This is a genomic window from Sphingopyxis sp. SE2 (genome assembly GCF_032227185.1).
Lineage (GTDB): Bacteria > Pseudomonadota > Alphaproteobacteria > Sphingomonadales > Sphingomonadaceae > Sphingopyxis.
Map to the genome: position 1 here is coordinate 3366207 of NZ_JAPMXW010000001.1, position 11864 is coordinate 3378070.

14 protein-coding genes are annotated in these 11864 nt (G+C 66.9%); 11 read left to right on the plus strand and 3 right to left on the minus strand.

Annotated features, from left to right (window positions below; genetic code table 11):
* Positions 1 to 16: 16 nt before the first annotated feature.
* The 8 genes from dnaQ to OVY29_RS16185 all read left to right on the plus strand — a co-directional run bounded on the left by dnaQ (position 17) and on the right by OVY29_RS16185 (position 5772).
* On the plus strand, positions 17 to 718 hold the full coding sequence (dnaQ, locus tag OVY29_RS16150; protein WP_037557495.1) for a DNA polymerase III subunit epsilon: 702 nt from the start codon (positions 17 to 19) through the stop codon (positions 716 to 718).
* Between the two features lie 44 nt (positions 719 to 762).
* Entirely contained in the window at positions 763 to 1335 is a 573-nt protein-coding gene (gene hpf / locus OVY29_RS16155; RefSeq protein ID WP_037557496.1) for a ribosome hibernation-promoting factor, HPF/YfiA family, read from the plus strand.
* Positions 1336 to 1483: 148 nt separating this feature from the next.
* Positions 1484 to 1948, plus strand: coding sequence for a PTS sugar transporter subunit IIA (locus OVY29_RS16160; protein ID WP_037557497.1), 465 nt, complete (start codon positions 1484 to 1486; stop codon positions 1946 to 1948).
* 158 nt (positions 1949 to 2106) lie between these two features.
* Complete coding sequence (locus tag OVY29_RS16165; protein WP_235211608.1) at positions 2107 to 2445, plus strand: DUF1491 family protein; 339 nt, start codon at positions 2107 to 2109, stop codon at positions 2443 to 2445.
* 236 nt (positions 2446 to 2681) lie between these two features.
* Positions 2682 to 3305 (plus strand): cell wall hydrolase, encoded by a 624-nt coding sequence (locus OVY29_RS16170; protein WP_235211609.1) that lies wholly within the window; start codon positions 2682 to 2684, stop codon positions 3303 to 3305.
* A 243-nt stretch (positions 3306 to 3548) separates the two neighbouring features.
* The gene (locus OVY29_RS16175; protein WP_037557499.1) at positions 3549 to 4196 is read left to right on the plus strand and encodes a DUF4136 domain-containing protein; all 648 of its coding nucleotides are present in this window, start codon (positions 3549 to 3551) and stop codon (positions 4194 to 4196) included.
* The gene (locus OVY29_RS16180) at positions 4193 to 5302 is read left to right on the plus strand and encodes a M14-type cytosolic carboxypeptidase (RefSeq protein ID WP_037557500.1); all 1110 of its coding nucleotides are present in this window, start codon (positions 4193 to 4195) and stop codon (positions 5300 to 5302) included. The genes OVY29_RS16175 and OVY29_RS16180 overlap by 4 nt, the downstream gene beginning before the upstream one ends.
* Positions 5299 to 5772, plus strand: coding sequence for a GNAT family N-acetyltransferase (locus OVY29_RS16185; protein ID WP_313911726.1), 474 nt, complete (start codon positions 5299 to 5301; stop codon positions 5770 to 5772). Before OVY29_RS16180 ends, OVY29_RS16185 begins: the two co-directional genes overlap by 4 nt.
* A gap of 166 nt (positions 5773 to 5938) precedes the next feature.
* Here OVY29_RS16185 and OVY29_RS16190 read toward each other — a convergent pair whose 3' ends face one another.
* A complete protein-coding gene (locus OVY29_RS16190; protein ID WP_037557502.1) occupies positions 5939 to 6394 on the minus strand; it encodes an Hsp20 family protein in 456 nt (151 codons plus the stop codon).
* Between OVY29_RS16190 and OVY29_RS16195 the strand changes: the two genes are divergently transcribed.
* Both OVY29_RS16195 and gpmA read left to right on the plus strand, forming a co-directional pair.
* A complete protein-coding gene (locus tag OVY29_RS16195; protein WP_161786574.1) occupies positions 6393 to 6569 on the plus strand; it encodes a hypothetical protein in 177 nt (58 codons plus the stop codon). The genes OVY29_RS16190 and OVY29_RS16195 overlap by 2 nt on opposite strands.
* 285 nt (positions 6570 to 6854) lie before the next feature.
* Positions 6855 to 7541 (plus strand): 2,3-diphosphoglycerate-dependent phosphoglycerate mutase, encoded by a 687-nt coding sequence (gpmA, locus tag OVY29_RS16200; protein ID WP_037557503.1) that lies wholly within the window; start codon positions 6855 to 6857, stop codon positions 7539 to 7541.
* A gap of 91 nt (positions 7542 to 7632) precedes the next feature.
* Here gpmA and dapD read toward each other — a convergent pair whose 3' ends face one another.
* Positions 7633 to 8475, minus strand: a complete 843-nt coding sequence (gene dapD, locus OVY29_RS16205) for a 2,3,4,5-tetrahydropyridine-2,6-dicarboxylate N-succinyltransferase (protein ID WP_037557504.1) — start codon at positions 8473 to 8475, stop codon at positions 7633 to 7635.
* On the minus strand, positions 8472 to 9164 hold the full coding sequence (locus OVY29_RS16210; RefSeq protein ID WP_235211610.1) for a pyrimidine 5'-nucleotidase: 693 nt from the start codon (positions 9162 to 9164) through the stop codon (positions 8472 to 8474). The genes dapD and OVY29_RS16210 overlap by 4 nt, the downstream gene beginning before the upstream one ends.
* Before the next feature lie 533 nt (positions 9165 to 9697).
* Between OVY29_RS16210 and OVY29_RS16215 the strand changes: the two genes are divergently transcribed.
* Complete coding sequence (locus OVY29_RS16215) at positions 9698 to 11851, plus strand: S8 family peptidase (RefSeq protein WP_037556400.1); 2154 nt, start codon at positions 9698 to 9700, stop codon at positions 11849 to 11851.
* Positions 11852 to 11864: the final 13 nt, after the last annotated feature.

The window sequence follows — 11864 nt, forward strand, 5'->3', positions numbered from 1 at the left end:
CCAGATTATCCATTCGATGCGCGAGATTATTTTCGATACCGAAACCACGGGTTTCGATCCCAGAAGCGGGGACAGGCTGGTCGAAATCGGATGTGTCGAGCTGATCGACCGCCGCGAAACCGGCGTCACCTTCCACGCCTATTTCAATCCCGAGCGCGATATGCCCGCCGCCGCCGAAGCGGTGCACGGGTTGTCGATCCAGTTCCTCTCGGACAAGCCGCTGTTCGCGGCGCGCGTCGACGAGCTGATCGAATTCCTCGGCGATGCGCCGCTGGTCGCGCACAATGCCGCCTTCGACTTCGGCTTCGTGAACGCCGAACTCGCCCGCGCCGGCCGCCCCGCGCTCGACATGGCGCGCATGTGCTGCACCGTGCAGATGGCGCGCAAGCTTCATCCGGGCGCGAAGCACAGCCTCGACGCGCTCTGCACGCGCTACGGCATCGACCGCAGCCACCGCGTCAAGCATGGCGCGCTGCTCGACGCCGAACTGCTCGCGCATCTCTATATCGAAATGACCGGCGGGCGGCAGATCGGCCTCGGTCTCGCGGCGGCCGCTGCCGTCTCGGTGTCGATGGACGCCGACGCGCCCGCCGCGCCGCGCGGCCCCGACCGCCCTTTTCGCGAACCCCGTCCCCATATGGCGTCGGCCGCCGAAATCGCGCGGCACGCCGAATTTGTCGCAGGGCTGAACCAGCCGCTGTGGCTCGATACGGTGTAACGACTCTCCCATTGTCGTCGCACCGGCCAAGAAGGAGAAGAAAAATGGAAATCCGCGTCTCTGGCCACCAGATCGAAACCGGCGAAGCGCTCCAGGCGCATGTGTCGGACCGGATGAACGCGATTGCCGACAAATATTTCTCGCGCGCGATCGGGGCGCACGCGACCTTCGGGAAAGGTCCGCACGACAGTTTCCAGTGCGACATCGTCGCGCATGTGATGCAGGGGCTGGTGCTCAAGGGGCACGGTCAGGCGCAGGACGCGCATGTCGCGTTCGAGGGCGCGGCCGAACGCATCGAAAAGCAGCTCAGGCGCTATATGCGGCGGTTGAAGGATCATAATAATGGCGTGGCGGCCCCGTCGCCGACGATCGACGAGATCGAGGATAATGCGGCCTACACCGTCTTCGACGCCGGCAGCGAAGAGGATGCGGGCGACGCGCCCGCGATCATCGCCGAAACGCGCGTCGACATTCCCAGCAGCAGCGTGTCCGACGCGGTGATGATGCTCGACCTTCGGAACACCAACGCGCTGCTCTTCGTCAACAGCAAGACCGGCACGCATAATATGGTCTATCGTCGCGACGACGGGACGATCGGCTGGGTCGAACCACGATAGGGCTGGATTTTCTCCGCCATCCGGCTTAAGGGCCGCGCCCAACGATGCCCGAAGCCGGGATGGCGGGGGGCCTGCCACGACAGATCCGCGACCGCTTGCCAGCCAAGTTCCTGGCGGCGGCCGGCGTTTAACAAGATTTGGCCAGACGATGAATCTTTCTTCCCTTCTCTATCCGGCGACCGTGCGCGCGCATGTTCAGCTCGATTCGAAAAAGGCGCTTTTCCCCTTCGTCGGCGATCTCGCCAGCCGTTCGCTCGGCCTCGACGCCGGCGAAGTCAGCGAGGCTTTGCTCGAACGCGAGCGTCTGGGTTCGACCGGCTTCGGCCGCGGCATCGCGCTGCCGCACGCCAAGATGGCCGACCTCGGCGGGGTGCGCGGCCTGTTCCTGCAACTGGCGCGGCCGATCGATTTCAACGCGGTCGACGGGCTGCCGGTCGACCTGCTTTTCGTCCTGCTCTCGCCGCTCGACGCCGGCGCCGACCATCTGAAAGCGCTCGCGGGCGTGTCGCGGATGCTGCGCAACGAGGCGATCGCCGACCGGCTGCGCGGTGCGAAGAATGACGAGGCGCTCTACGCGCTGCTCGCCGACACCGAAACGCGTGACGCGGCGTAACGCCGTTTAGCATGTTGACTAAATCCTCCCTGTGGCGAAGCCATGGGGAGGGGGACCGTTCGCGAAGCGAATGGTGGAGGGGCCGTAACGTCGCGTCATTGACCCTCCGTCAGCGGCTTCGCCGCTGCCACCTCCCCATCGCGACAGGGAGGATCGTTGTGACCCGCCTCAAAAGCCGCTTCCTCGTCGACCTGCTCCTCCGCCGCACCGAGGCAGCGGGAGGTTTTGCCACTATTCTCGCAAAAGGCGACGACACGTCGGGCGTCATTCTCGTCCAGTGCAGCGATCGCGGCGAGCCCGGCCCCCTTCTCGAACGGCGCTTCGCACCCGGCGGCCACTATATTTGGGAGGATGTCGGCCCAAGCGACGCAAAAGATAGTGAATCGCGCGCCAATTATCAGGAGCGGCGGCGAAGAGCCGATCCCGATCTGTGGATCGTCGAACTGGATATCGCAGATGCGCCACGACTCGTCGCGGAGTGGGCCGCGTTAACTTGACTCTGTTGCGGCGCACAATAACTGGCGCCCATTCGATAACGCGTAGGTCGTTCCGCGGGTTGCATCGCCTTGGGCGAAGCTCCGGTAAAACGGTTCGGACACGCAGTCGGACGATGACCGCAGGCGATATTGGACCATAGTCCCCCGCCTGTTTTGAGAGGTTCGGTTCATCGGCCGCCCTTTTGACGGACACTATGAGTCGCATTTTGAACGTGGCCGGCATGGCTGCCGTCGGCATGACTGCCGCCTCCATGCTGCTTCTGGCGGAACCGGGCTTTGCAAGCGATCTTGCGGCCGACGCCAATATTCCCGCCATCATCCTCCCGGGCACCGATGCGCCGGCGGTCGAGGAACAGGCGAATCTCCCGACCGAAATCGAAACCCCGGTCGAGGACAGCACCCAGAACGAAACCGAAGCCGACCCCGCGCCGACCCCGGCGCCGGTGACCGCCGCGTCGCTCGCCGAACTCGTCGCCGCGACGCCGCGGCCCGCCGAAATCGATCCCGAACTGCGCTGCCTCGCCGGCGCGGTCTATTTCGAATCGCGCGGCGAATCGCTTCCGGGCCAGCTCGCGGTCGCGCATGTCGTGATCAATCGCGCCCAGTCGGGCCGCTTCCCCAAAAGCCTGTGCGGCGTCGTCCATCAGAAAAGCCAGTTCAGCTTTGTGCGCGGCGGCCGGATGCCGGCGATCCGCCAGGGCGCCCAGTGGAACAACGCCGTCGCGATCGCCCAGATCGCGCGCGACGGCAGCTGGAAGAACCACGCCCCCGGCGCGCTCTTTTTCCACGCGCGCTACGTCTCGCCGGGCTGGCGCAAGACGCGCATCGCGCAGATCGACAACCACATCTTCTATCGTTGATCTTTGATCCTCCCTGTCGCCCTTCGGCTGGCCGGCAGGCCGGCCGCTCAGGATGAACTGCCCTTCGGGCAGCGATGGGGAGGTGGCAGCGCGCAGCGCTGACGGAGGGGCTATTAGCGCGACGTCGCAGCCCCTCCACCACTCGCTTTGCGAGCGGTCCCCCTCCCCATGCCTGCGGCACAGGGAGGATCGTCGCGCATCCCGTTCATTGCCAAGCCATAATTGCTGGCGCATGATGCGCGGATGACGCGTCCTCTTTTCGCCGCCCTGCTCGCTGCAGCGGCGCTCGCTCTCGGCGGCTGTGCCACCGCGGTTCCGCCGGTCGAAGTCACGCGCTTTCATACCAACGCGGCGCCAAGCTGGGCGCCGGGCACGCGCTACGCCATCGCGACCGACCCGCTCGATGCTCCGGGGACGTTCGACGCCCCGGGGACACGGCCCCCGGGCGCGGCGATACCCTCGCTCGAATGGAACAGCTACCGCGCCGCGGTCGACCAGCAGCTCCAGCGGCAGGGGCTGGTCCCCGCCGGGTCGGGCGAACGCGCGCCGCTCCTCGTCCGCATCTCCTTCGACCGCGTCGAACAGCTGCCCGAGGGGCGCCGCTCGCCCGTGTCGGTCGGCGTCGGCGGTTCGACCGGCAGCTATGGTTCTGGCGTGGGTCTCGGGATCGGCATCAATCTCGGCGGCGGTCCGAAGCGGATGGCCGATCTTCAGCTGTTCGTCCGCATCGACAATGCCGCCACTGGCCAGGCCTTGTGGGAAGGCCGCGCGCTGACCGCGGTTCCGGTCAAGGCGCCCGCCAACCAGCCCAGCCTCGCCGCGGCGAAATTGGCCGAAGCCCTATTCAAGGACTTCCCCGGCGAATCGGGACGCACTATCAGCGTCAAATGACCATCAGCATCAACGCCGCTTTCGACAGCGGCAATATCGTCGTGGAAAATGTCGACGGCACGTCGGCGCGCCTTTCGATTCGCAAGGATCGCGAATCGGACTTTTTCCAGTGGTTCCACTTTCGCGTTGCGTGCAGCATCGGCGACGCGCTCGAACTCGCGATCGCCGGGCTGGCCGAATCGGCCTATCCCGACGGCTGGCCGGGCTATGCCGCCTGCGCTAGCTATGACCGTGAATATTGGTTCCGGCTCGACACCAGCTATGACGCGGGCACGCTGACGATCCAGCACACCGCCGAGAGCCCGATCCTCTATATCGCCTATTTCGCGCCTTACTCGATGGAACGCCACCACGATCTGATCGCCTCGGTCGCCGAATGCGAAGGCGTGACCTATCGTTGCCTCGGCACCAGCCTCGAAGGCCAGCCGATCGACTGCCTCGAAATGGGCACCGGCGACACGCAGGTCTGGCTCTATGCACGCCAGCATCCCGGCGAATCGATGGCCGAATGGTGGATGGAAGGCGCGCTCGAAAAACTCACCGACACGGCCGACCCGCACGCGCGCTCGCTGCTCGGCAAGTGCCGCTTCCACATCGTCCCGAACATGAACCCCGACGGCTCGCGCCGCGGCCATCTGCGCACCAATTTCGCCGGGGTGAACCTCAACCGCGAATGGGACAATCCGACCGCCGAGCGCAGCCCCGAAGTGCTCGCGGTGCGGGGTGCGATGGACGCCACCGGCGTCGACTGGGCGATGGACGTCCATGGCGACGAGGCGATCCCCGCGGTCTTCCTCGCGGGCTTCGAAGGCATCCCGTCGCTGAAGAGCGAGCAGACCGAGAAATATAAGGCGTTCGAAACCGCGCTCGCCGCGAACACCCCCGATTTCCAGGTCGACCTCGGCTATGAAGAATCGGGGCCGGGACAGGCGAATCTTTCGATGTCGACGACGCAGCTCGCCGAACGCTTCGGCGCGGTGTCGATGACGCTCGAAATGCCGTTCAAGGACAATCGCGACCTGCCCGACCCGGCGCGCGGGTGGTCGCCCGAACGCTCGAAGCTGCTCGCCCACGCCTGCCTCGCGACGCTGGACCAGATGCTGTGAGTGACGCCTGGCGGATCGTCGAGGACGATCTGTCGGGCGCCGCGATCCGCGCGCTGCTCGAGCAACATTTCGCGGGCATGCTCGCGAACTCGCCCGCCGAAAGCTGTCATTTTCTCGATTTCGACGGACTGCGCGCGGGCGAGGTGACCTTCTGGTCGATCCACCGCGGCGACGAACTCGCGGGCTGCGGTGCATTGAAGATGCTCGATGCGCGGCATGGCGAGATCAAGTCGATGCGCACCCACGACGCCTTTCTGCGGCAGGGCGTCGCCGCACGCATGCTCGCCCATATCGTCGCCGAAGCGCGCAGCCGCGGCCTCGACCGCCTCAGCCTCGAAACCGGATCGGGTCCGGCTTTCGAACCCGCGCTTGCACTTTACGCGCGCCACGGTTTCGAAGAGTGCGAACCCTTCGCCGACTACAAGCCCGACCCTTTCAGCCGCTTTATGACGCGAAGCCTGCAGGTTTAACCGTTCGTCATCCCGGACTTGATCCGGAATCCATTGCTACGCCGGTTCGAATGGACCCCGGATCAAGTCCGGGGTGACGGGATTTGCGCGGCCAAGAATTGCGAACCTAAAACGGGGCCCGGAAGGGACTCCGGACCCCGCATCATCTAGCCAAATCGGCCTCCGTTTACGCGGCCTTCTTGTCTTCGATCGCCGGCTGCGTGCCGCCGATCGCGATCTTGTGCGGCTTCATCGCCTCGGGCACTTCGCGCACCAGGTCGATCGTCAGCAGCCCGTCGGCGAGGTCGGCCGCGCTCACCCGCACGAAATCGGCGAGCTGGAAGCGGCGCTCGAACGCGCGCGTCGCGATGCCGCTATAGAGCAATTGACGCGTCTCGCCCTCGGCCACGGGCGCCTTGCGGCCGCTCACGGTCAACATATTCTGCTGCGCGGTGATGTCGATCTCGTCGGATTTGAAACCCGCGACCGCCACGGTGATCCGGAAATGGTCGTCGGCAAGCCTTTCGATATCGAAGGGCGGATAATTTTCGGCGCCCGAACCGCCGGTTTCGAGGAAATCGAACAATCGGTCGAAGCCGACGGTCGAACGGCGATAGGGGGTCCAGTCGAAGCTGTTACGCATGATTCATTCCTTCCTCCAAAAAGCGAAGCAAAGGGACCGCGGCGCGCGCCGCGATCGCCACCCGGCCCCGTATCGGCGGCCGGACGAGGCAAATCTGGGTGCAGCTGAAACCATTTCAAGAGGGCGGTTGGCGTTCGGCGAAAAGCCGCGCCAGACCCTGTTTCAGCAAGATTGAAACGCGAGACGGAGCCGATTTTGCCGCGAGGCGAGGCGCGAGGAGGGAGCGATGGTTTTCCATCGTGACCGACGAGCAACGACGTCCTCGCGGTAAAATCGGCCCGCCGCCGCAGGCGGTCGTCCAGCGAGCCGCGCTGGGCGCGCCGCGCCGTTTGCACGGGCCGCCGGCCCGCGCCGCACAACGCTTCTCCCCAGCACAGCTCGCTGGACGATCTCGTCGCTTCAATCTTGCTGAAACAGGGTCTAAAGGGGCGGCAACTCTCCTCCAGCGCAAGGACCTGAAATGCCCCAGCTCATCCTCATCCGTCACGGCCAGTCGCAGTGGAATCTCGAAAACCGCTTCACCGGCTGGTGGGATGTCGATGTCACCGAAAAGGGTGCGGCCGAAGCCTGGGCCGCCGGCGAGCTGATGAAGGCAAAGGGCGTCGCGCCCGACACCTGCTTCACCTCGGTCCAGACGCGCGCGATCAAGACATTGAACCTCGCGCTCGAGGCGATGGGCCGCCTCTGGCTCCCCGTCACCAAGGACTGGCGCCTCAACGAGCGCCATTATGGCGGCCTCACCGGGCTCGACAAGGCCGAGACCGCGGCGAAGCATGGCGACGAGCAGGTCAAGATCTGGCGCCGCAGCTTCGACATCCCCCCGCCGCCGCTCGACGCCGGCTCGGAATGGGACCTGTCGGGCGACCCGCGCTACGCCGGCATCGCGATTCCCTCGACCGAAAGCCTCAAGGACACGATCGCGCGCGTGCTTCCCTATTATGAAGCCGCCATCGTCCCCGAACTCGCCGCGGGCAAAACGGTGCTGATCTCGGCGCACGGCAACAGCCTGCGCGCGCTCGTCAAGCATCTCTCGGGCATTTCGGACGCCGACATCACCGGCCTCGAAATCCCGACCGGCCAGCCGATCGTCTACGACCTCGCCGACGATCTGACCGCGCGCGAACGCTATTATCTCAGCGAGCGGTAATAACCGTCGCCCCCGCGAAGGCGGGGGCCGCTATCGATCCAGCGCAACAGTACCAGCCGACCTCGCTTGCGCGGGGACGCCGGGAAAACAATCAGTCGCGCAGCAGCTCGTTGATCCCGGTCTTCGCGCGCGTCTTGGCGTCGACGCGTTTGACGATCACCGCGCAGTAAAGCGACGGTCCCGGCGTCCCGTCGGGCAGCGGCTTGCCCGGCAGCGATCCCGGCACGACGACCGAATAAGCGGGAACCTCGCCCATGAAGACTTCGCCCGTCGCACGGTCGACGATCTTGGTCGACGCGCCGAGGTATACCCCCATCGACAGCACCGCGCCTTCGCGCACGATCACCCCCTCGGCGACCTCGGCGCGCGCGCCGATGAAGGCGCCGTCCTCGATCACCACCGGCCCGGCCTGCAAGGGTTCGAGCACGCCGCCGATGCCCGCGCCGCCCGACAGATGGACGTTCGCGCCGATCTGCGCGCAGCTGCCGACGGTCGCCCAGGCGTCGACCATCGATCCCTCGCCGACATAGGCGCCGATATTGACGAAGCTCGGCATCAGCACCGCGCCCTTGCTGATAAAGGCGCCGCGGCGGACGATCGATCCGGGGACGGCGCGAAAGCCCGCGTCGCGAAAGCGGTTCTCGCCCCATCCCGCGAATTTCGACGGCACCTTGTCCCACCAGGTCGCGCCGCCGGCGCCGCCCTCGATGATCTCCATGTCATTGAGGCGGAACGACAGCAGCACCGCCTTCTTCAGCCATTGGTTGACCTGCCAGCTACCGCCGGCATCGCGCTCGGCGACGCGGTAGCTGCCGTCGTCGAGCCCCGCGAGCGCACTCTCGACCGCCTCGCGCACCGCGCCGGTCGTGGTCAGCCCCAGCGTGTCGCGCGCGTCCCACGCGGCTTCGATCGTGCTCTGCAGGTCGGTCGTCATGAAATTCCCCAAGGTGAAGGCAAGGTATCGAGCCAGTCGGCGATGTCGGTCGCGTGGAAATCGACATGGTCCGGCAGGTGGTCCCGATGGCCGCTTTCGCTGCCATTGTCCAGCCACACGGTCGTCATCCCCAGCCGCTTCGCCGGGGTCAGGTTGCGCGCCATATCCTCGACGAACAGGCTCTTCACCGGATCGACGCCGAGGTGCGCGACCATCATATCATAAGCCGCCGCGTCGGGCTTGGGCGTATAGCGCGTGATCCGGATATCGCAGATGCCGTCGAACAGGTCGGCGATCCCGCGCGCTTCGAGCACGCGCGCCGCATAATCGGCATCGGCATTGGTGAAGACCATCCTGCGCCCCGGCAGCCGCTCGAGCCCGGCGCGCAGCCGCGCGTCGACGCTCAGCCGGTCGAGCGCGATGTCGTGGACGTCGACCAGAAAATCCTCGGGGTGCACGCCGTGGTGGCGCATCAGCCCCGCCATCGTCGTGCCATGATCGTGAAAATATTGCTTCTGCACCCGCCGCGCCTCGGCGGCATCGACGTTCAACAGCCGCATGATGAAGGCGCCCATGCGCGCGTCGATCAGGTCGAACAGCTTCGCCGACGGCGCATAGAGCGTGTTGTCGAGATCGAAAATCCAGCTGTCGATATGGTCGAGTGCGGGGGGCATGATGACCGGGCGCATAAAGGCTGCGGTGGGCAGCGGCAAGGCGCTCGAAATATCCTCCCTGTGGCGAAGCCATGGGGAGGTCGCAGCGCCCTTCGACTGCCTTGCAGGCGCTCCGGATAAACTGCGCCCTCGGCGCAGCGCTGACGGAGGGGCTTTGGCGCACCGCCGCAGCCCCTCCACCATCCGCTTCGCGGACGGTCCCCCTCCCCACCGCTAGGCGGCAGGGAGGAACGGGAACCCGCAATTAACCGCATGATGCTACCCTTGGTGCATCCGTCGCGCTAAAAGGCGGGCATCAGGACAAGGGGAACGGTCATGGCCGACGCGAACCGACGCAGCCGCATCCGGTGGATGGCTGGACGGTCTTTACCCCTTTTGCTCGGCATCGCCGCGCTTTCGCTTGGCGGCTGCGGTGGCAGGCAGCGGCAGCGTCCGTCCGTCGCCACGACGCCAGCGCCCCGCCGCTCGGCGCCAGCCCCAGCCCCCACGCGAGCCCCGGCCCGCGCCGCCGACGAAAGACGAAGATTTCAACACCGCCCGAAGCGCGGATGTCCGACGGCGTCAATTTCCACCGCGCGATCACCGCCTATCAGGCGGGGGCCACCGGGCAGGGCATATTGGCGGGCGTCATCGACGACGGCATCGATCAGGACAGCCCCGAATTCGCCGGGCGCATTTCGCCGCAATCCGCCGACCTTGCGGGATCGCGCGGGATCGACGGCGAAGGGACGCACGGCACCAATGTCGCGCAGCTCCTGCTCGGCGCAAAGAATGACGCGGGCACCTTCGGCATCGCCTTCGACGCCAGCCTGCTCGTGCTGCGCGCCGACCGGCCGGGCAGCTGCGCGACCGAGGATCCGTCGAACGATGAAAGCGGCTGCCGCTATCCCGAAACGGCGATCGCCGCGGGGCTCGACCGCGCGGTCAGCGCGGGCGCGCGTGTCGTCAACCTCTCGCTCGGCGGCGCGGATCCGCCCGGCGCGACGCTGCGCGCCGCCGTCTCGCGCGCGACCGCGGCGGGAATCATCGTCATCGTCGCGGCGGGCAACGACGGCGACACGAGCGCGAACGGCAACGATCCGAACAACCCCGATCGCTTCGCACAGGGGCTGCGCGATGCCGGCGGCGGGCTCGTCGTGATCGCCGGGTCGGTCGACGACAGCGGCGCGATCTCGGCGTTCAGCAATCGCGCGGGCGGCTATGCGGGGTCCTACCTCGCCGCGCTGGGCGAGGGGGTGTGCTGCGCCTATGAAAATGGCGCGCTCAAGACCGAGGGCAATTTCGTCTTCATACTCAACGGCACCAGCTTCGCCGCGCCGCAGGTCGCGGGCGCGGTCGCGCTGATCGCAGAGGCCTTCCCCAATCTTTCGAGCCAACAGATCGTCTCGCTTCTTTACCAGTCGGCGCGCGATGCCGGTGCCGCGGGCGCCGACGGCGTCTATGGTCAGGGTATCCTCGACATCGCGCGCGCCTTTCAGCCGATGGGGGCGACGGCGCTGACTGGGACTTCGACCGCCGTCGCGCTCGACGCGCCGCTCGGCGTCCTCGGCGGTCCGATGGGCGACGCGGGCGGCGCGGGCACGGTCGGGCTCGTCACCGACGGCTTCGGGCGTGCCTTTACCGTCGACTTCGGCGGATCGCTTGGCCTCCGCCGCCCCGATTTCAAGCTGTCGGGCGCGATCGGCGGCCTCGTCCGCCAGCAAAGCGCCGCAAGCCCGTCGCTTGCGCTCTCGCTTGTTACCGCGCCCGGCGCGGGCGGCACCGACGCGCTCGCCGGGCTGTCTTTCCACGATGCGCAGCGCGCGCGCACCCTCGCCGCCTCGGTGATGACGCGCCTCGACGCGCGGACGCGCCTCGGCTTCGCGGCGGGGCGCGGCACCGGCGGCCTGCTCGCGGGCGAGCGCGGCGAAAGCGGCCATGCGATGCTGATCGGCGACGCCGCGCACGAAGGGCTGGGCTTTGCCGCAAGCCCCGGCATCGGCACGATAGTCCGGCATAATATATTTGATAATCAATATGTTAATGTCATGCTGGAAAATGGCTGGGTCTCCGGCTCGCGCTGGCAGGACGACCCCCTCCTCCGCTACCGCTCGGGCCGCGACAGCCGCTACCGGCGCCTCGGTGCCGCGTGGGACGGCCGCTTCGGCCCCGTCCGCGCCGCGCTCGGCGCCAGCTGGCTCCGCGAATCGGACAGCCTCCTCGGCGCCCGTCTCGGCCCCGTCTTCGGCGCGGGCGGCGCGACCAGCCTCGTCGGCGACGCCAGCTTCACTCTCGATATGCGCGATGATTGGCAAATTGCCGCCGCTTGGCGCCAGATGCGCACGCGCCCCGACCAGCATGGCCTCGTCGCGGGCGGCGCGCTTTGGTCGACCGCCTTCTCCTTCGACATTGCCAAGGCGGGTCTGCTGCAAACCGGCGACCGCGCCGCGCTCCGCTTCGCCCAGCCGCTGCGCGTCGCGCACGGCGGCATCGACCTGATGCTCCCTGTCGTGCACGACTATGCCAGCGGCCACACCGATTTCGGCCGCCGCACCTATAATCTCGCGCCGACCGGGCGCGAACTGGTGGTCGAGGCGAGCTATGCGCTGTCGCTGTTCGGCGGCGACCTCATCGCCAACACATGGTGGCGCCGCGATCCCGGCCACATCGCCGCGATGCCCGACGACCGCGGCGCGGCGCTCCGCTTTACGAAGGGCTTCTGATCGGCTTTAACGC